Raw genomic sequence first — 19,432 nt, 5'->3', positions numbered from 1 at the left:
GTGTCCAACGACAGCCTATTGACGGATGTCATATCGACAGAATGCGTCCATGGCGGCGGCGCAGCTGGTACATGATGAGCCCGGATGGAACTATCGGGAGCGGACCCGGCAGGGCGGGGTGCTGCAGCGCACCGGCAGGTTGCGGGCCTGGCGCGAGGACGGCGGGCGGCTGCTGGCGATGCTCACCGTGCACCCGTACTTCGAGGACTACGGATGCACGATCCCGGCGCAGGTGCGGGCGCGGTTCCCGTTCTCGGGGCGGCTCGTCGACGTGGTGTCCTACGAGCCGGGCTGGTGGGGCGGGCGCTGCCGCTACCACATGGCCGACCCGGCGTATGCGGCCGTGCAGCGGTGGAAGTCGGCGGACGCGCGGGCCGTCGCCCGGCGGCTGGGGGCGGGGTTCCTGATCGACGACGAGGCGGACACGACGTTCGGGCAGCTCGGCGCGTGACCGCTGAATGGGCGTAAATTCGGGCAAAGCCGCATGAAGGGCCTGGTGCGCCCGTAGCGTCGGGTTGATGAGGATGGTTCACAGGCTGGCGGCCGGACTGGCCGCCCTCGCGGTGACCGGTGCCCCGGCCCTGACCGCGACCGCCGCACACGCTGCCGCGTCCGAGGATCTCAAGCCGGCGCTGCTCACTCCCGCAGACCTGCCCGAAGGGTTCGTGCCGATCGCCGCTGCGACCGACGACGACGGCGCCGTCAGCATCGGGGGCAACTTCCCGGGATGCCCGTCCCTCGCGCCGGTGACCGGCGACGGGACCGCGTCCGCCGCCGTCACCTACAGCAAGGGTGTCGTCGGGCCGTACCTGACGCAGGCGCTGGTGCACTTCCCGGCCGGCGGCGCCGCGCCCGCGATGGACCGGCTCGCCGAGGCCGTCACCACGTGCAAGTCGTTCAGCCAGGAGCTGGCCGGCATCTCGGTGCGCTTCACGCTCGCCCCGACGCAGGTCCCGGCGACGCTCGGCGAGCGGGCGCTCGGGGTGCGGATGACCGGCGACACCGACTTCGGCATCAAGGTCACCGCCGACATCATCGCGGTCCGGCGCGGCGAGTTCGTGCTGTGGCTCAACGACATGACCGTCGGCGACGCACCCGCCGGCATGATCGCCACCCTGGCAAAACCCGCCGCGGACCGGTGCGCCCAGCGGGTCAAGGGCTGCTGACCGTCAGGACCACCTTCCCGGTGGCGCGGCCCGTGGCGACCCGCGAGTGGGCCGCGGCGACGTCCTCCAGCGGCAGCACCGAGTCGACGACGACCCGCAGCGCGCCTCGCTCGACGAGCTCCGCCAATGACCGCAGGCCCGCGTGGTCGGGCTGCACGATGAGGAACCCGGCCCGGCGGCCCTGCCGCCGGGCCTCGTCCGCCAGGTAGGCCTCGGCGGGCGAGGCCAGGGACACCAGGATCCCGCCGGGCCGCAGCGTGGCGAGGGACCGCGGACCGTACTCGCCGCCGATCGGGTCGAGCACCACGTCCAGGTCGCCGGCGGCGTCCTCGAACCGCTCGGCCGTGTAGTCCAGCACCTCGTCCGCGCCGAGCCCGCGCACCAGATCGTGTTTCGCGGCGCTCGCGGTACCGACGACGTAAGCGCCGCGCGCCTTCGCGATCTGCACCGCGAGGTGCCCCACGCCACCCGCCGCCGCGTGGACCAGGACCCGGTGCCCGGGCCGGACGCCGGCGGTCTCGACGATCGCCTGCCACGCGGTGAGCCCGGCCAGGCCGAGCCCGGCCGCCTCCACGTGCGACAGCCCGGCCGGCTTGCGGGCCAGGTGCCGGGCCGGCGACGTCACGTAGTCCGCGTACGTGCCGGCGGCCTCCGGCAGGCGCGGCATCCCGAACACCTCGTCACCGGGGCGCAGCCACGTCACGCCGAGGCCGACCTCCTCGACGACCCCGGACACGTCCCAGCCGAGCCGGACCGGCGCGCCGAGCAGCCCGCCGGTCGCGCGGTGCCACAGATCGGTCGGGTTGACCCCGGTCGCGTGGACCCGCACGAGGACCTCCGAGGTCCCCGGTGCCGGCCTGTCCACCTCCAGCAGCCGCAGCACCTCGGGCCCGCCGAACACGTCCTGACCGATCGCGCGCATCGCTTCCCCCATCGCTCGTGTTGCCGTCGCGGTCCAGCCTTGCCGTGCCGGGCAGCGCGCACGAGTGGCCGCATCGCCAGTATGTGCAAGGATCTGGCCATGGCAGTGACCCCGGCCGCGCACCGTGTCGTCGTGCTCGCCCTCGACGGCGTGTATCCCTTCGAGCTGAGCATCCCGAGCCGGATCTTCGGCACCGCCGGCCCGCTGTACGACGTGCTGACCTGCAGCCTCGACGGCGCCCCGGTCCGCACCGGCTACGACTTCAGCGTCGGCGTGCGGCACGACGCGTCCGTCGTCGGCACCGCCGACACCCTCGTCGTGCCGCCGTTCGTGTGCGCGCCGGACGGCCGCCGCGACTGGCTGCCCGAGCCCCTGGCCGCCGCGCTGCGCCTGCTGCGGCCCGGGACCCGGATCGTGTCCATCTGCACCGCCTCCTACGTCCTGGCCGCCGCTGGCCTGCTCGACGGGCGCCGGGCGACGACCCACTGGAACGACGCGGAGCACTTCCAGCGCACGTTCCCGGCCGTCGACGTCGACGCGTCGGTGCTGTTCATCGACGACGGCGACGTCCTCACCGCCGCCGGCGCGGCCTCCGGCATCGACGTGTGCCTGCACCTGATCCGCCGCGACCACGGCAGCGCGGTCGCCAACCGGGTCGCCCGGCTCTGCGTCGTGCCGCCGTGGCGGGAGGGCGGGCAGGCGCAGTACATCGACCGCCCGGTGCCGCCGCCGGCGGCCGCGACCACGGCCGCGACCCGGCAGTGGGCCCTGGGCCGCCTCGACCGGCCGATCTCCCTCGCGGAGCTCGCCGGCCACGCGCGGATGAGCGTGCGCACGTTCTCCCGCAGGTTCCGCGAGGAGGTCGGCCTGACGCCGGGACAGTGGCTGACCCGCCAGCGGGTCGAGCACGCCCGGCGCCTCCTGGAGACCACGGACCTGCCGGTCGACCGGGTCGCCGCCGAGGCCGGCTTCGGCACCGCCGCCTCGATGCGCCAGCACCTCGCCGGCACCATCGGTGTCCCGCCGATGGCCTACCGCAACACGTTCCGCGGCACCTCGTGACCGGCACCCGGATCGGGACCGCCGGGCGGCGGGTGACGGTCAGGCGGTGCGGAAGCTCGCCCGGTAGGACTGCGGTGGGACGCCGACGTGCCGCCGGAAATGCGGGCGCAGCGCGACGCCGTCGGTGAAGCCGCAGGCCCGGGCGACCGCGTCGACGTCGAGGTCCGTGGTGGAAAGGATGTGCTGCGCGCGCAGCACCCGCTGCTGCAGCAGCCAGCGCAGCGGCGACGAGCCCGTCGACTCGCGGAAGCGGCGGTCGAACGTGCGCCGGCTCAGGTGCACCGCGGCCGCGAGCCGGTCGACGCCGAGCGTGCCGTCCTCCAGGTGCTCCAGGGCGTGCCGCATCGCGTCGGCCACCGCATCCCCGGCGCGCAGCCGCGGGACCGGCCGCTCGATGAACTGCGCCTGCCCGCCGGAGCGGTGCGGCGCGACGACGAGGGCGCGGGCGGCCGCGTCCGCCACCGCCGGGCCCCGGTCGCGGCGCAGCAGGTGCAGGCACGCGTCGAGACCCGCGGCGCTGCCGGCGCTGGTGACGACCGACCCCTCGTCGACGTAGAGGACGTCCTCGACGACGTCGACGGCCGGGAAGCGGGCCGCGAACGCGGGCAGGTGCTTCCAGTGCGTGGTGGCCCGCCGCCCGTCGAGCAGGCCCGCCTCGGCGAGCACGAACGCGCCCAGGCACAGGCCGACGACGGTGGCGCCCTCGGTGTGCGCGCGGCGCAGCAGGTCGAGGATGCCGGGCGCGACCGGGTCGCCGCCCGGCGGCCGCCACCCGGGCACGACGACGACGCCCGCGGTGTCCAGTTCGGCCAGGTCGTGCGGGGCGGTGATCGCGATGCCCGCGGTCGTCGACAGCGGACCCGGGTGCTCGCCGGCGGTCAGCAGGCGGCAACCGGCGACGCCGAACACCCGCGGCGCGACCGCGACCTCCAGCATCGGCGCGCCGTCGCCGATGAGCACCCCGACCGTCGCAGCGTCCCGAGCCATGGCTTGATCGTATCGGCGGATGGCGTTCCAGCCACTGACCGTCGTGCGCGGGCGCCGCGAGACTGGCCGGCATGACCTTCCAGATCCGCCGGTTCGGCGGCCCGACCGCGGTGTTCACCTACGGCGGCCGCACGTTCATCACCGACCCCACCTTCGATCCGCCCGGCGACTACCCGCTCGGCACGCGCGTGCTGACCAAGACCGCGCCCGCGGCGGGGACCCCGGCCGACGCGGGCGCCGTCGACGTCGTGCTCCTGTCCCACGACCAGCACCCCGACAACCTCGACCACTCCGGCCGGGTTTTCGCGGCGTCGGTACCGGTGGTGCTCAGCACCCCGTCGGCGGCGGCCCGGCTGGGCGCCGGCACCGTCGGGCTCGACCCGTGGACGCACGCCGACCTGCCCCGTCCCGGCGGCCGCCAGGAAGGAGAAGGGCACCGGGGTCGCCCGCGCGGGGACGTCCGGGTCACCGCCGTCCCCGCGCAGCACGGACCCGACGGCACCGAGCACCTCACCGGCCCCGTCACCGGCTTCGTCCTGCAGGCCGAGGACCAGCCGACCGTCTACGTCAGCGGCGACAACGCCTCGCTGCGGGTCGTCGCCGCGATCGCGGAGCGGTTCCCGGTCATCGACGTGGCCGTCCTCTTCGGCGGCAGGGCCCGCACCGCGCTGCTCGGCGACGCTGACCTGACCCTCGGCGCCGCCGGCATGCTCGAGGCGGCCCGGCTCCTCGGCGCCACGACCGTGCTGCCCGTGCACGTCGACAGCTGGGCCCACTTCACCGAGGGCATCGAGGACGTCCGCGCCGTGTTCGGCGCCGCGGGTAGCGCGCACCTGCTGGGGTAACCGGCAGGGGTGCTCATCGCCCACGTCAGCGACCTCCACATCGGGTCGCAGCCGCCGGACCGGTTCGACCGCGTCATCTCGTACCTCGGCGGCCTCCGCGGACCGCTGGACGCCGTGCTCGTCACGGGCGACATCGCCGAGCACGGCGCCGAGGCGGAATACGCGGCGTTCGACCGGCTCCGGCGGCTCGGCGTGCCGGTCCTCGCGCTGCCCGGCAACCACGACGACCCCGCCGCGTTCCGGGTCGACCGCGCCGAGACGGTCGCGGGGGTGCTGTTCGCGCTGTGCGACTCGTCCGTGCCCGGGCGCGCCGAGGGCCGGCTCGGCGACGACACCCTCGAATGGCTCGACGACACGCTCGCGGCGACGGCCGGCACGCCCGCGTTCGTGTGCTGCCACCACCCGCCGGTGCCGGTCGGCAAGCCCTCCGCCGACCGGGTCCGCCAGCTCGGCGCCGGCCGGCTCGCCGGGATCATCGGCCGGCACCCCGGCGTCCTCGCCGTGCTGTGCGGTCACGTCCACAGCGCCGCCGTGAGCACGTTCGCCGGCGTGCCCGTCATCACCGCGCCCGGCGTCGAGTCCACGATGCTGCTGCCGTGGGAGCCCGGGGACCGGCCCGAGCCACCGCCGGCGCTCGCGTTCCACCTCGTCGAGGACGGCCGGCTCACCACCCACTTCCGGACCGTGACGCCGTAAGCTCGCAGGTGGCATGAACTGATGCGAGGTGCCCCGGAAGGGGAGAATCGGGAAGCCGGTGTGAATCCGGCACGGGCCCGCCGCGGTGATCGGGGAGCTGCCGTCCAGGCGCATCCTCGCGGTGCGCGGTCACTGGCCCGAGGGCTGGGAAGGCGGACGGTGCAGGCGTTGATCCGAGAGTCCGAAGACCGGCCTCGCGATCACCGGCCGTCCACCTGGGCGGCCTGAGCAGCGGGAGCCTGCCCTCATGAGCACCGACCTGTACGACGTCGTCCACCGCCGCCGCGACGTGCGCGGCCAGTTCACCGGCGCGCCGATCCCCGGCGACGTCCTCGACCGCGTGCTGAGCGCCGCCCACGCCGCGCCGAGCGTCGGGCTGTCGCAGCCGTGGGACTTCGTCCTCGTCCGCGACCCCGGCGTGCGGGCCGCGTTCCACGAGCACGTCCGGGCCGAGCGGGACACGTTCGCCGCGACCCTCGACGGGCCGGCGGCCGCGACCTTCGCCCGGATCAAGATCGACGGGGTGCTGGAGTCGACGCTGTCGGTGGTCGTCACGTACGACCCCTGCCGCGGCGGGCCCGCGGTGCTCGGACGGCACGCGATCGCCGATGCCGGGCTCTACTCCGTCTGCCTCGCCATCCAGAACCTGTGGCTGGCCGCGACCGCCGAGGAGCTCGGGGTCGGCTGGGTGTCGTTCTACCGCGAGCCGTTCGTGCGGGACCTGCTCGGCATCCCCGACGGGATCCGGCCCGTCGCGTGGCTGTGCCTCGGGCCGGTGACGCACCTGGAGGCGGTGCCCGACCTCGAACGGCACGGCTGGCGGCGCCGGGTCTCCCTCGCGGAGGCGCTGCACCACGACCGCTGGTAGCCGGCGAGCACCGGGCCGGCGCGCTCCGACCGCACACTGGAGAACCGCGCACTGGAGAACCGCGCACTGGAGAGCCGCGCACTGGAGACCGGCGGGCCCACCTGTCGATTTCGGCGCCGCGCCGATCGTCGTCAAGGTAAAAGGACCCCGAGCGAACAGGACGGACCATGGCGAAGTACCTCATCCTCATCTACGGCGACGAGCAGCGCTGGGACGCCGAGACCGAGCAGGAGCGGCACGAGAAGGGCGAGGGCCACCGGGCGTTCGCCGGCACCGCGACCGTGCTCGCCGGGCACGAGCTGGAGTCGTCCTCGACGGCGACCACGCTGCGCGGCGGCCCGATGATCACCGACGGGCCGTTCCTGGAGGCGAAGGAGGCCCTCGGCGGCTTCTACGTCATCGACGCCGCCGACCTGGACGCCGCGATCGCCGTCGCCTCCCTGCTGCCCGAGCTGTCCTCGGGCCACGGCGGCGTCGAGATCCGCCCGATCGTGGACCACGACCGGCCGGAGCACGGGTGACCGCCGGACCACCGGTGGGCATCGCCGAGGTGCACCGTCGCGAGTGGGCCAGGGTGCTCGCCGCGACGGTGCGCGTCACCCGCGACCTCGACCTCGCCGAGGAGTGCGTCCAGGACGCGTTCGCGCGGGCGCTGCACACCTGGCCGGCCACCGGCGTTCCGGACCGGCCCGGCGCGTGGCTCACCACCGTCGCCCGCAACCGGGCGCTCGACGTGCTGCGCCGCGAGTCCGCGCTGCGCCGGGCGCTGCCGCTGCTGGTCACCGAGGACGTGACGCCAGGGCCGGGGGAGGACGACGACCGGCTCCGGCTCATCTTCACCTGCTGCCACCCGGCGCTCTCCCGGGAGGCGCAGGTCGCGTTGACGCTGCGCCTGGTGTGCGGCCTGACGACGGCCGAGGTGGCGCGGGCGTTCCTCGTGCCGGAGCCGACGATGGCGGCCCGCGTCACCCGCGCGAAACGGAAGATCAGCGCGGCCCGCATCCCGTTCCGGGTGCCGTCGCCGGACGACCTGCCGGAGCGCGTCGGTGCCGTCCTCGACGTCATCCACCTCGTCTTCACCACCGGTCACGCCGCGCCGGTCGGCGACACGCTGGTCCGGCAGGACCTGGTCGACGCCGCGATCGCGCTGGCCCGGGTACTGCGGCTGCTCGTCCCGCACGACGCCTCGGCCACGGCCCTGCTGGCGCTGATGCTGCTCGTCGACGCCCGCAGGGAGTCCCGCGCCGCCGGCGGCCGGCTGGTCCTGCTGTCCGAGCAGGACCGCACCCGCTGGGACACCCGGCAGATCCGCGAGGGCACCGACCTGCTGACCGCCGCGCTGCGCCGGCACCCGCCGACCCGCTACGCCGTGGAGGCCGCGCTCGCCGCCGTCCACGCCGAGGCGCCCTCGTGGGAGGCGACCGACTGGCCGCAGATCGTCGCGCTGTACGACGTCCTCCTGCGCCTCTGGCCGTCGCCGGTCGTCTCGCTGAACCGCGCGGTCGCCGTCGGCCTGCGCGACGGGCCGGCGGCGGGCCTGGACGCGCTGGCACCGCTGCTCGGGGTGCCGGAGCTCGCCACGTACGCCTACCTCAGCGCCGTGCGGGCCGACTTCCTGCGGCGGCTGGGCCGGTTCCCGGAGGCCGCCGACGCGTACACCGAGGCCCTGGCGCTCACCGGCAACGACGTGGAGCGCGCGTTCCTGGAGTCCCGTCTCGCCGAGGTGCGCTGAACGGGTTCACCCGCGGGACCACCCTGCGGGGCGCCCGTCGCGGGGTATGTGTGCTGCTCACCCCGCCGACCGGCCGTGAGGAGCACACCATGCCTGTCCGCGACCCGATCCCCCCGCCCGCCGGCCGTCACGCGACCGGGAGGTCGGTGCCGGTCGCCGGCCCCGGTGGCCCGCCGGTCCCACCCGCCCCAGGCGGAACACCGCAGCGGACCGAACGGGCCGAGCGGACTGAGCGGGCCGAGCGGACTGAGCGGACCCAGCCCGGGAGCGGGCCGGAGCGCGTCAGCGGGCGATGAGGTCGTTGGCCGAGCGGAGGACCGGCGCGGTGCGCCAGGCCGGGTCGTCGGCCGGGGGCAGCGCGCCGCCCGTGACGCGCAAGGTCACCGATTCGCCGGGCAGCAGGGTGACGAGCTGCTCGTCGACCGTCGCGGCCGGGTCGAGGCGGTCCGCGAACAGGGCCAGGTCGCGCACGAACGTCCGCGCGGTGACCGAGACCTCGGCGCCGTCCGCGGTGGGGCGGACCACGACGTCCGCCGCCGCGGCCGGGTAGGCGAGGTCGGCGTCCTCGGCGAAGCACCACACCGCGCGGTCCGGGCCGGCGTCGGCGACGATGAGCTCGGCGGCGGCGTCGCCGGCCGTGGTCAGGTCCGCCGGCAGCGGCAGGGTGACCGCGCCGCCGGCGGGGACGTCGACGGTCAGGGTGCTCTTCGCGTGCAGGTCGCCGGTGAAGCTGATCCGGCGCACGTCGACGTGGGCCTGCCACGGCGTCGTGGCGTCGTTGACGGCGACCAGGGCCGGTGCGCCGTCGCGCGGCTGCAGGGTGAGCAGGCGTTCGCCGTACACCCGCCGCAACGCGAACCAGAGCGGCTTGCGCCGGCCGTCGCCGTCGACGGCGGACCACGACGTGACGGGCCAGTTGTCGTTGAGCTGCCACAGGATCGTGCCCATGCACAGCGGGCGCAGCGACCGGAAGTGTTCGATCCCGAACGAGATCGCGCGGGCCTGGTTGAGCTGGGTGGCCCAGTGCCAGTCGTCGAACGACGACGGGGCGGGGAAGTGGCCGGTGAGGCCGCGGGCGAGCTTGCCGTTGCCGTCGCCGGCCTTCTGGTGGTGCAGGACGCCGGGTGACGTGGGCGTCAGCGGGTCGTCGGACACGGCGCGGCGCAGCGTGGCGTAGGCCGGCGGGGCCTGGAAGCCGAACTCGGCGAGGAACCGCGGCCGGTAGGTGGCGTAGTGCCGGTAGTCGTGGGTGTTCCACACGTCCCAGATGTGGGTGGTGCCGTGTGCGGGGTCGTTCGGGTGCACGCCGGCCGTGCCGGAGTAGGGGCTGCCCGGCCAGTACGGGCGGGTCGGGTCCACGGCCCGCACGATCCCCGGCAGGACGTCCAGGTAGTAGCCGGCGCCCCAGGTGCGGCCGTCCAGGGCCGCCTGCCAGTCCCAGTCGTGCCAGCCCCAGATGTTCTCGTTGTTGCCGACCCACATGACCAGGCTCGGGTGCGGCATCAGCCGCTCCACCTGCTCGCGCGCCTCGGCCGCGACCTCGGAGCCCAGCGGCTCCTCCTCCGGGTAGGCGGCGCACGCGAAGAGGAAGTCCTGCCCCACGAGCACGCCGAGCTCGTCGGCGAGGTCGTAGAAGTCGTCGCTCTCGTACCGCCCGCCGCCCCACACCCGCAGGTAGTTGACGCCGGCGTCGACGGCCTGGCCGATCCGGGCCGCGTAACGGTCCCGGTCCACGCGGGTCACGAACGCGTCGTCGGGAATCCAGTTCACGCCGCGGACGAACACCGGGGTGCCGTTGACGACGACGGTGAACGCGGTGCCGTCGGCGTCCGCCGTGGTGTCGAGCTCCACGGTGCGGAACCCGATCCGCCGCTGCCAGAAGTCGCCGCTGGACAGGGAGACGGTCAGGTCGTACAGGGCGGCGTCGCCGTGCCCGCGGGGCCACCACAGCCGCACGTCCGGCACCGTGACGGTCACGACCGTCTCCGTCTCGCCCGCCGCGAGGTCCGCCAGCACCGTCATGCCCGCGACCGACGCCGTCACGGTCAGCGGGTCGTCCGCCGCCCGCTCGACGGTGACGTGCACGTCGACGCGGCCGGTGCCGCCGGTGACGCTCACCTGCGGCCGCACCGACGCGAGCCGGGCCACGGACCAGGACTCCAGGCCGATCGGCTGCCAGATGCCGGCGGTGACGAGGGTCGGGCCCCAGTCCCAGCCGAAGTTCGACGCCATCTTCCGGATGTACTGAAACGGTTCGTCGTAGGCGTTGGGCCGCTCGCCGAGCGCGTCGCGGACGGCGTGGGCGTAGTCGTACGCCGAGTCGAAGCGCACCTCCAGGCGGTTGCCGGTGGGGCGCAGCACCTCGCGCACGTCGAAGCGGTAGCCGCGGTGCATGTTCGCCGTCCGGCCCAGCTCGACACCGTTGAGCGTGACGGTCGCCACCGTGTCGAGGCCGTCGGCGACCAGGTCGACCCGGTCGCCGGTGGCCTCGCCGGCGTCGAACGTCGTCTCGTAGACCCACGGGGTCCGGCCGATCCAGGCCAGGTCCAGCTCGTTGGCGTCCAGGTAGGGGTCGGGGATCAGCCCGGCCGCGAGGAGATCCGTGTGCACGCAGCCCGGCACCGAGGCGGGCACGGACGCCGGCACGGGAGCGTCGGGCGAGGGCGTGCGCAGGGTCCACCCGGAGTGAAGGGGACGCAGGACTGGCATGTGGGGTGCTCCCGTGGTCACGACCGACTGAACCGGATAAGTACGCGAAGCATGACCCTAAGTTGGTGAAGTAAGGAGTGTCAACAGTGGTGCGCTGAAGCGGTTGCGAACGTCTCAGGCGGTGCGGCCGGGGCGCAGCGGCAGGGTCGACTGGCGCGCGGTGAGGGTGCCGGGCGGCAGCGTGACGTGGCTGATCCCGCCGCCGCCGATGGTGACGAGCAGGGCGCGGGCGGCCAGCTCCGCCTGCTGCGCCGGGGTCTGCTGCACGGCGGTGATCGCCGGCACGGTGATCTGGCACAGGTCGGAGTCGTCCCAGGCGACGACCGACACGTCCTGCGGCACCGACAGGCCCATCTCGTGCGCCACCTTCAGCGACGCGGCGGCCATCACGTCGTTGTCGAACACGACGGCGGTCGGCGGCTCGGCGCCGCTCATCAGGTCCCGCATCGCCCGCATGCCGTCGACGGCGCTGTAGTTGGTGTAGACGACGCGATACCGCCCGACGTCGAGCCCCGCGTGCGTCAGCGCCGCGAGATAGGCGGCGTCGCGCTGGCCGGTGTGGAACAGCTCCTCGGTGCCGGCGACGCGGGCGATCGTGCGGTGGCCGAGGGCCCGCAGGTAGCCGACGATGGCGCGGGCGGTGCCGGGCGTGTCGGCGTCGACGGTGCTGCAGCCCTCGAGGCCGGGCCGGCCGCCGATGACCGCGGCGGGCAGGCCGATCTCGACGAGGGCGTCCAGCCGCGGGTCGTCCTTGCGCAGGTCGGTGAGGATGACGCCGTCGACGTGCCGGCCCGCCCACCACTTGCGGTAGACGTCGATGGTGTCCTCGATGCGGTCGACGAGGTGCAGCACGAGGGCGATGTCGTTGCGGTTGAGCTCGGCCTCGACGCCGCTGAGCATCTGCGTGAACCACGAGTCGACGATCATCACCCGTGGCGGGCGGACGAGGACGAGCCCGACCGCGTTGGCGCGGGCGGTGCCGAGCGAGCGGGCGGCGATGTTGGGCGCCCAGCCGAGGTCCCGGGCGGCGGCGAGCACGCGCGCCCGGGTCTGCTCCGACACGCCGGGCCGGTTGTTGAGCGCATAGGAGACGGCGGCCTCGGACACCCCGGCGTGGACGGCGACCTGGCGGATCGTGACCCGCGCCTGCCCGGCCGCCTCCGCGCCGCCGTCCTTCGCTGCTGCGGCCACCTGTGCTCCCTCTCTCAGTGCACTGCACGTGAGGGTACAGGTTTACACGGGCGGCAGGTCCAGGTGCGAGCGGAGCGTGGTGCCCTCGTAGGCGGTGCGGTACACGCCGCGCTCCTGCAGCTGGGGGACGAGCCGGTCCACGATGTCCTCGACGGTGCCGGGCAGCAGTTGCGGCAGGAGGTTGAAGCCGTCGACGGCCCGGTCCCGCGCGTAGCGGGCCCATTCGTCGGCGATCCGGCCGGGTGTGCCGACGAACGTGTTGTGCTTCGGGGTCACCTCGATCACCAGGTCGCGGATCGACAGCCCGCGCTCGGCGGCCAGCGAGCGCCATTCGGCGATCCGTCGCAGCTTGCCGGTGCGCAGCTCGATCGGGATCGTGCCGCGCGAGGGGTCGAGCTCGCCGTCGGCCGGGTCGATGTCCGGCAGCGGACCGTCGGGGTCGTAACCGGAGAGGTCCTTGCCCCAGTACTGCTCCAGGAACGCGATCGCGCGCGGCCCGGTGGTCTGCTCTCGGGTGATCCAGCGGGCCCGGTCCCGCGCCTCCTCCGGGGTGTCGCCGAGCACGACCGACGCGCCCGGCAGGATCCGCAGCGAGTCCTCGGACCGGCCGTACCGCGCCAGGCGGGCCCGCAGGTCGGCGGCGTACGCCACGGCCTTGTCGTAGTCGGTGTTGGCGGAGAAGACGACGTCGGCGTGGCGGGCGGCGAGCTCCCGGCCGCCGTCGGAGTCGCCGGCCTGGAAGAGCACCGGCCGGCCCTGCGGGCTCGGCTCGACCCCGCCGGTGGCGTCGAGGGTCACCAGGTCGGTGTCGCGGATGACGTGCTCGTTGCGCCACAACGCCTTCGCCGTCGCGACGAACTCGGTGGCCCGCTCGTAGCGGCGTTCGTGCGGCAGCCAGCCGCCGTGCCGGAAGTTCTCGCCGGTCCACGCGTTGTCGGTGGTCACGATGTTCCAGCCGGCGCGGCCGCCGGAGACCGCGTCGAGGCTCGCGAGCCGCCGCGCGAGGTCCGCCGGGTAGTTGTAGGTGGTGTTCTGCGTGGCGACGAGCCCGATGTGCGTGGTCTGCGCGGCGAGCGCGGCGAGCTGGGTGATGGCGTCGGGGCGCCCGGCGACGTCGAGGTCGTGGACGGTGCCGCGGTTCTCCCGCACGCGCAGGCCCTCGCCGAGGAAGAACGCGTCGAACAGGCCGCGTTCGAGGGTGCGCACCACGCCGGTGAACGTGTCGATGTGGGTGTGGTCGGCGAAGTCGGGCTCGGTCCACAGCAGGTTGGGACCGACGCCGGTGAAGAAGACGCCGAGGTGCAGCCGGGTCATGAGGTCACCGCGAATCGGTTCAGGGGGCGGGGGAGTCCGAGGGTCTCGCGCAGGGTCGAGCCGTGCGGGCCGGCGGTGACGGCCGGTGGCGCACCGCCGTGGAAGTGCACCCCGTCGACGAGGCCCTCGACGAGGGACGGGTCGAACGACGCGGGCACGTCGGCGAACACGAGCGCCGCCCCGGCCGCGCGGGCCGCGGCGGCCCGCGCGGCGATCACGGCGACGCCGGTGGCCCGGACCAGTGCCACGTCGAGCGCCCCGGTGACCGCCCCGGGCAGGGTGTCGGAGCCGATCACGACGACCTGGCCCTGCGGCGGGCGCGGGGTGATGAGCGGCCCGACGATGGAGAAGCCGGATCCTTCGAAGTCGACGTGGTGCACCTTGTGCGGGTCGAGGAACCGGCCGGTCGCGACGTCGCGGATGATCGCGTCGTCCTCCCAGGAGTCCCAGAGCCGCCGGGCTACCTCGACGACGTCGGCGACCTCGCCGTCGCCGGCTTCCGTCCTGCCGACGGTGGCGAGGTCCCCGGCGGCCGTGGTGGCGCCGACGACCCAGCCTGCCCGGCCCAGCGACGCGTGGTCGAGGGAGGCGAGCTGGGTGGCGAGGTGGAACGGCTCGGTGGTGGTGGCGTGCAGGGTCGGCGCGAGCCCGATCCGGGTGGTGCGGCGGGCCAGGTACGCGGCCCGGACACCGGCCTCGATCCCGGGCCGTCGTGGCGTGTCGGGGAACGTGACGAACGCGTAGCCGGCCCGCTCGGCGTCGAGCACGGCCCGTTCCAGGGCCGCGACGCCGGGCGCGTCGACCTCGGTGGCGAACAGCATCAGTTGGTGCCTCCTTCGGCTCCGGCGGTCAGCGCCGGCAGCGCGGCGAGCAGGGTCCGGGTGTAGGTGTGCTCCGGCCGGGCGAAGACGTCCTCGACCGGGCCGTGCTCGACGACCCGGCCGTCGTGCATGACGAGCACCCGGTCGGCGAGGTGGTGGATGACGCCGAGGTCGTGGGAGATGAACAGCAGCGCGGTGCCGTCGGCGGCGCGCAGGTCCGCGAGCAGGTCGAGGACCTGCGCCTGGACGGACACGTCGAGCGCGGACACCGGCTCGTCGCAGACCAGGACGTCGGGGCGGGGGCCGACGGCGCGGGCGATCGCGACGCGCTGCCGCTGCCCGCCGGAGAGAGCGCGCGGGTGGCGGCGTAGGTGCGCGGCGCTCAGCCCGACCCGTTCGAGGAGCTCGACGACCCGGTCCCGGCGGGCCGCGCCGCGCAGCCGCAGGGGCTCCGCGACGAGCTTCTCCACGGTGTACCGCGGGTCGAACGAGCTCAGCGGGTCCTGCGAGACGACCTGGAGCCTGCGCCGGTCGGGCCGCCGCCGCCGCTCGGGCACGCCGGTCCAGGGCCGGCCGGCCAGGTGGACGCTGCCCCGGTCGGGTTCGAGGAGGCCGAGCGCGATGCGGGCGACGGTGGTCTTGCCGGAGCCGGACTCGCCGACGACGCCGAGGATCTCGCCGCGGGCGAGGGCGAAGCTCACGTCGTCGACGGCGTGCCGAGCGCCGTAGTGCTTGTGCAGTCCTTCGGCGCGCAGCACGATCCGGTCGCGTTCGATGTACGGCGCCGGCAGCGGCTCGCGGGTCGTCGCGCTGAGCCGGTGGCCGCGCGACGCCGCGGTGGGGACGGCGGCGAGGAGCATCCGCGTGTAGTCGTGCTCCGGCGCGGTGAGGATCCGCGCGGTGGGGCCCTGCTCGACGATGACGCCGTCGTGCATGACGATGACCCGGTCGGCGATCCCGGCGACGACGGCGAGGTCGTGGCTGACCAGCAGCAGCGTCGAGCCGGCCGCGCGGCGCTCCGCGAGCAGGCGCAGCAGCTGCGCCTGGACGGTGACGTCGAGCGCGGTGGTCGGTTCGTCGGCGATGAGCAGCGGCGGGTCGGCGGCGATCGCGGACGCGATCAGGGCGCGCTGGCGCAGCCCGCCGGACAGCTGGTGCGGGTACTGCTTCGCGCGGGCCGCGGGCTCCGGGACGTGAACCGCGTCGAGCAGCGCGGTGACCTGGGCGTCCCGGGTGGCGGCGGCGCCGACCCGGTGGGTGCGCAGCACTTCGCCGATCTCCTGGCCGACGGTGTTGAGCGGGTCGAGGGAGACCAGGGCGTCCTGCAGGACCAGCCCGGCGACCCTGCCCCGCAGCCGGCGCCAGTCGCGGTCGGTGTACCGGGTCGTGTCGCGCCCGTCGATGTCCAATGTGGACGCGCTCACGTCCGCGCCGGGGCCCGCGAGGCCGACGAGGCTGCGGGCGGTGACGCTCTTGCCGGATCCGCTCTCCCCGACGATCGCGACGCACTCGCCGCGCCCGATGGTGAAGCTGATCCCGCGCACGGCGTGCACCGGATCGCCGCCCTGGCCGGGGAACGTGACGCGCAGGTCGGTGACCGAGACCAGCGGGGTCATGTCAGCGCCTTCCTTCGAAACGGCGCTGGAGCCGGCGGCCGGCAGCGGTGAGCGCGATGACGGTGACGGTGAGGGTCGCGCCCGGAAGGATCGCGGCCCACCACGCGACGCGCAGGTAGTTGCGGCTCTCGGCGAGCATCGCGCCCCACTCCGGCGACGGCGGTTGCGGCCCCATGCCGAGGAACGACAGCGCTGAGGCGTTGACGATCGCGCTGCCCAGGCCGATCGTGGCGAGGATCGGCAGCGGCCCGAGGACGTTCGGCAGGATGTGCCGCCAGACCAGCCGGGTCCGGGACAGCCCGAAGGTGACGGCCTGCTCCACGTAGCCGGACCGGCGCACGAGCAGCGTCTGGGCGCGCACGATCCGGCCGTACCGTGGCGCGAACGACAACGCGATGGCCATGACGAGACTCGGGGTGCCCGGCTCGGTGAAGGCGATGAACAGCAGCGCCAGCAGCACCTCGGGGAACGCGGACAGCACGTCGAGGGCGCGGCTGAGCACCTCGTCGGCGGCCCGCGGGGCGAGCCCGGCGAGCAGCCCGAGGATCCCGCCGGCGAGCACCGACAGCAGTGTCGCGGCGACGCCGATGCTCAGCGAGTACCGCGCGCCGTGCACGACCCTGGTGAAGACGTCGCGGCCGAGCTGGTCGGTGCCGAACCAGTGCGCCCCGCTCGGCGCCTCCAGGGCGTGGAAGGGGTCGGCCGCCAGCGGGTCGGCGCCGGTGAGCAGGCCGGGCGCGACGGCGGCGACGCCGACGAGCAGCAGCACGACCGCCGCGGCGACCAGCCCCGGCGCGAAGGCCCGCCGTCGTGGGGCCGGCAGGGCCGGGGCGCCGGCGAGCACCGTCGCCGTCTTCTCGGGCAGGGCGATCGACATGCGGGTCAGCCTTTCCGCAGGCGCGGGTCGATGAGCAGGTACGCCAGGTCCGCCGCGGTGCTGAGCACCACGTAGATGGCGGCGGCCAGCATCACCACGGCGAGGACCACGGGGATGTCCTTGTTGCCGACCGCTTCCGTGGCGACCTCGCCGAGGCCGGGCCGGCCGAAGACCCGCTCGACCACGACGGCGGCGCTGAGCAGGAAGCCGATCAGCGTGCCGGCCAGGGTCACCGCGGGCAGCAGCGCGTGGCGCAGGCCGTGCCGCCACAGCAGCGCGAGCCGGGTCAGCCCGCGGGCCCTCGCGGTGACCGCGAACGGCTCGTCGAGCGCCCGTTCGAGCCCTTCGCGGATGACCTGGCTGAGCAGCCCGCCGATCGGCAGCGCGAGCGCGACCGCGGGCAGGACGAGCGCGGACGCGTCCCGGTCGCCGGAGACGGGGAACCAGCCGAGCTGGAAGGAGAAGACGCTCAGCAGCAGGATGCCGATGAGGAACCCGGGCGCGGACACGATGGACATTTCGAGGCCGGAGACGAGGCCGCGGATCCAGCGGGCCCGGCCGGTGGTGAGGATCGCGAGGCCGACCGCGATGACGGCGCTGAACGCCGCCGCGAGGAGGGTCAGCTTCACCGTGGGCCAGACCTGGCTGCCGATGACGTCGACGACGGGCCGTTGCAGCACGTACGAGCGGCCGAAGTCGCCGTGCAGGAGCCGCCACAGGTAGTCGACGTACTGCACGACCGCCGGCCGGTCCAGGCCGAGGTCCCTTGCGATCTGGGCGCGGATCTGCGGCGTGTCGGGGCCGTCGCCGACGAGGGTGTCGACGGTGTCGCCCGGGGCGAGCCGCAGCGCGAGGTAGGCCGCGGAGGCGGCGGCCCAGAGGACCACCGCCCCGCTGCCGAGCCGCCGCAGGATCGGCTTGAGCATGGTTACTTGCCGATCCACACGTTGTAGGCGCTTGCCGGCACGCCCGCCGTCGGCTCGAAGCCCACACCGCCGACCTTCTTCTGCGCCGCGATCTGGTCCGCCGGCGCGTACAGCGGCAGCAGCACCGCCTGCTCGGTGAGCACCTTCTGCACCTTCGCGTACGCCTCCTTGCGCTTGCCCGCGTCGCCGGTGGCGGCCGCCTCGCTGACCAGCTTCTCGAGGTCCGGGTCGGTGAAGCCGTGCCGGTTGATCGGGGCGCCCTTCGGCACGATCAGGTTGATCGCGGCGCCGGCGTCGGTGTCGGCGCGGGAGTTGTCGAAGACCTCGAACTCGTTCTTCGCGATCGCGTCGGCGGCGGTGCCCTGGTCGACGACCTTGACCTGCAGGTCGATGCCCGCGGACTGCTTCACCGCGGCCTGCACGGCCTGGGCGAGGATGTCGCGCTTGTCCCGCACGAACGGCGCCGACAGCACGATCCGCGCCGACAGCCGCCTGCCGTCCTTGGTGCGGTAGCCCTCGCCGTCCCTGGTGCTCCAGCCGGCCTCGTCGAGCAGCCTGTTTGCCTCGGCGGGGTTGTTGCCGTAGGTCTTCTCCACCGACGCCTCGTAGAACGGGCCGGACGGGCTGAGCAGGCTCCAGGCCCGGGTCGCGGTGCCGCGGTAGACGCCCTGCAGCACGGCGTCGACGTCGACGGCGTCGCGGAACGCCTTGCGGACCCGGATGTCGTCGAACGGCGCGTGGGTCAGGTTGAAGTAGAGGTTGTACGCCGTGCCGCTGTTGAGCTGCTTGGCGAAGCGCAGGTTCGGGTCGGCCTTGACCAGTTCCTGTTCGGTGGCGGGCACGCCCTCGATGACGTCGACCTGGCCGGAGGTGAGGGCGCCGACGCGGACGCTGGACTCCTTCAGGAACCGGTAGGTGATCTCGTCGAGGTAGGCGGGGCCCTGGTGGCCGGCGTTGGACGGCGCCCACGCGTAGGCCGGGTTCTTCGTGTAGTGCACCTCCTGGCCCTTCGTGTAGCGGTCCAGGATGAACGGCCCGGTGCCGGCGACGGACGGGCCGCCGGCCTTCAGGTCGGGGCTCTTGAGCGACTTCGGCGACACCTGCGCGCCCTGCGGCGAGGCGAAGAAGTCGAGGATGACGACGTCGGGCTGCTTCAGATGGACGGCGATCGTCCTCGGGTCGACGACCTCGGCGTCCTTGAAGTGCTTCAGCTGGGTCGATGCGACGCCCGGTGCGTAGCCGGCGACGAGCAGCTGGTCGAGGTTCGCCTTGACCACCGACGCGTCGAACTGCTCGCCGTCGTGGAACGTGACGCCGTCGCGCAGCTTGAACGTGTAGGTGAGCCCGTCGGCGGACGCCTCCCACGACGTCGCCAGCCACGGCAGGTAGCCGCCCTTGTCGTCGTGGGTGAGCAGCGCCTCGAAGCTGTTCCACACCAGCAGGCGGGCCTTGGCCTGGGCGTACTGGTGCGGGTTGAAGGTGATGGGCTCGGTCTCGATCGCCCAGGTGAGCTTCCCGCCCTGGACGGGTGCGCCGGTGCCGGCGGCGGCGTCCTCGGCGGCGGCACCGTTGCAGCCGCCGAGCAGTAGGGCCGCGACGGCTAGGGACGCAAGGTATCTACGCATGGGACATCCTCGAAAGATGGCGTGCGACGGGGAGGGGTGCGCCACGGGCTGTCAGCGGCGTCTTGTCGGGTCAGT

18 protein-coding genes and 1 riboswitch are annotated in these 19,432 nt (G+C 74.2%); of the genes, 8 read left to right on the top strand and 10 right to left on the bottom strand.

Annotation, left to right across the window (positions count from 1 at the left end; genetic code table 11):
* The first annotated feature begins 49 nt into the window (after nt 1-49).
* Nucleotides 50-451, top strand: a complete 402-nt coding sequence (locus ACZ6TV_RS33870; protein ID WP_465301656.1) for a hypothetical protein — start codon at nt 50-52, stop codon at nt 449-451.
* Between the two features lie 67 nt (nt 452-518).
* Nucleotides 519-1,166, top strand: coding sequence for a hypothetical protein (locus tag ACZ6TV_RS33865; protein ID WP_465301654.1), 648 nt, complete (start codon nt 519-521; stop codon nt 1,164-1,166).
* Here the strand turns inward: ACZ6TV_RS33865 and ACZ6TV_RS33860 are convergent.
* A complete protein-coding gene (locus ACZ6TV_RS33860) occupies nt 1,153-2,088 on the bottom strand; it encodes an NADP-dependent oxidoreductase (RefSeq protein WP_465301652.1) in 936 nt (311 codons plus the stop codon). The two genes, ACZ6TV_RS33865 and ACZ6TV_RS33860, sit on opposite strands and share 14 nt — an antisense overlap.
* A gap of 99 nt (nt 2,089-2,187) precedes the next feature.
* Between ACZ6TV_RS33860 and ACZ6TV_RS33855 the strand changes: the two genes are divergently transcribed.
* Nucleotides 2,188-3,150: a GlxA family transcriptional regulator gene (locus ACZ6TV_RS33855; protein WP_465301650.1), complete on the top strand. Its 963-nt coding sequence runs from the start codon at nt 2,188-2,190 to the stop codon at nt 3,148-3,150.
* Nucleotides 3,151-3,189: 39 nt separating this feature from the next.
* Here the strand turns inward: ACZ6TV_RS33855 and ACZ6TV_RS33850 are convergent, their stop codons facing one another.
* The gene (locus tag ACZ6TV_RS33850) at nt 3,190-4,137 is read right to left on the bottom strand and encodes a GlxA family transcriptional regulator (protein ID WP_465301648.1); all 948 of its coding nucleotides are present in this window, start codon (nt 4,135-4,137) and stop codon (nt 3,190-3,192) included.
* A gap of 71 nt (nt 4,138-4,208) precedes the next feature.
* Between ACZ6TV_RS33850 and ACZ6TV_RS33845 the strand changes: the two genes are divergently transcribed.
* From ACZ6TV_RS33845 to ACZ6TV_RS33825, 5 genes are all read left to right on the top strand, one after another.
* Nucleotides 4,209-4,982 (top strand): MBL fold metallo-hydrolase, encoded by a 774-nt coding sequence (locus tag ACZ6TV_RS33845; protein WP_465301646.1) that lies wholly within the window; start codon nt 4,209-4,211, stop codon nt 4,980-4,982.
* A gap of 9 nt (nt 4,983-4,991) precedes the next feature.
* Complete coding sequence (locus ACZ6TV_RS33840; protein ID WP_465301644.1) at nt 4,992-5,678, top strand: metallophosphoesterase family protein; 687 nt, start codon at nt 4,992-4,994, stop codon at nt 5,676-5,678.
* Between the two features lie 9 nt (nt 5,679-5,687).
* Nucleotides 5,688-5,889: riboswitch (cobalamin riboswitch) on the top strand.
* Nucleotides 5,890-5,925: 36 nt separating this feature from the next.
* Nucleotides 5,926-6,546 (top strand): 5,6-dimethylbenzimidazole synthase, encoded by a 621-nt coding sequence (bluB, locus tag ACZ6TV_RS33835; protein ID WP_465301642.1) that lies wholly within the window; start codon nt 5,926-5,928, stop codon nt 6,544-6,546.
* 167 nt (nt 6,547-6,713) lie between these two features.
* Nucleotides 6,714-7,067: a YciI family protein gene (locus ACZ6TV_RS33830; RefSeq protein WP_465301640.1), complete on the top strand. Its 354-nt coding sequence runs from the start codon at nt 6,714-6,716 to the stop codon at nt 7,065-7,067.
* 53 nt (nt 7,068-7,120) lie between these two features.
* Nucleotides 7,121-8,278, top strand: a complete 1,158-nt coding sequence (locus ACZ6TV_RS33825; RefSeq protein WP_465302043.1) for an RNA polymerase sigma factor — start codon at nt 7,121-7,123, stop codon at nt 8,276-8,278.
* Nucleotides 8,279-8,560: 282 nt separating this feature from the next.
* Here ACZ6TV_RS33825 and ACZ6TV_RS33820 read toward each other — a convergent pair whose 3' ends face one another.
* The 8 genes from ACZ6TV_RS33820 to ACZ6TV_RS33785 form a co-directional block, all read right to left on the bottom strand.
* Nucleotides 8,561-10,987 (bottom strand): glycoside hydrolase family 2 protein, encoded by a 2,427-nt coding sequence (locus ACZ6TV_RS33820; RefSeq protein WP_465301638.1) that lies wholly within the window; start codon nt 10,985-10,987, stop codon nt 8,561-8,563.
* Nucleotides 10,988-11,101: 114 nt separating this feature from the next.
* Nucleotides 11,102-12,178: a LacI family DNA-binding transcriptional regulator gene (locus ACZ6TV_RS33815; protein WP_465301636.1), complete on the bottom strand. Its 1,077-nt coding sequence runs from the start codon at nt 12,176-12,178 to the stop codon at nt 11,102-11,104.
* Nucleotides 12,179-12,220: 42 nt separating this feature from the next.
* Nucleotides 12,221-13,492 (bottom strand): LLM class flavin-dependent oxidoreductase, encoded by a 1,272-nt coding sequence (locus tag ACZ6TV_RS33810; protein WP_465301634.1) that lies wholly within the window; start codon nt 13,490-13,492, stop codon nt 12,221-12,223.
* Entirely contained in the window at nt 13,489-14,313 is an 825-nt protein-coding gene (locus ACZ6TV_RS33805; protein WP_465301632.1) for an LLM class flavin-dependent oxidoreductase, read from the bottom strand. The genes ACZ6TV_RS33810 and ACZ6TV_RS33805 overlap by 4 nt, the downstream gene beginning before the upstream one ends.
* The gene (locus tag ACZ6TV_RS33800; RefSeq protein ID WP_465301630.1) at nt 14,313-15,929 is read right to left on the bottom strand and encodes a dipeptide ABC transporter ATP-binding protein; all 1,617 of its coding nucleotides are present in this window, start codon (nt 15,927-15,929) and stop codon (nt 14,313-14,315) included. The genes ACZ6TV_RS33805 and ACZ6TV_RS33800 overlap by 1 nt, the downstream gene beginning before the upstream one ends.
* 1 nt (nt 15,930) lies before the next feature.
* Nucleotides 15,931-16,806, bottom strand: coding sequence for an ABC transporter permease (locus ACZ6TV_RS33795; protein WP_465301628.1), 876 nt, complete (start codon nt 16,804-16,806; stop codon nt 15,931-15,933).
* A gap of 5 nt (nt 16,807-16,811) precedes the next feature.
* Nucleotides 16,812-17,732: an ABC transporter permease gene (locus ACZ6TV_RS33790; protein ID WP_465301626.1), complete on the bottom strand. Its 921-nt coding sequence runs from the start codon at nt 17,730-17,732 to the stop codon at nt 16,812-16,814.
* A gap of 2 nt (nt 17,733-17,734) precedes the next feature.
* Complete coding sequence (locus ACZ6TV_RS33785; protein WP_465301624.1) at nt 17,735-19,357, bottom strand: ABC transporter substrate-binding protein; 1,623 nt, start codon at nt 19,355-19,357, stop codon at nt 17,735-17,737.
* Nucleotides 19,358-19,432 lie beyond the last annotated feature (75 nt).

Source organism: Dactylosporangium sp. NPDC051087 (genome assembly GCF_055586325.1).
This window is presented reverse-complemented; position numbering and strand designations above follow the sequence as displayed.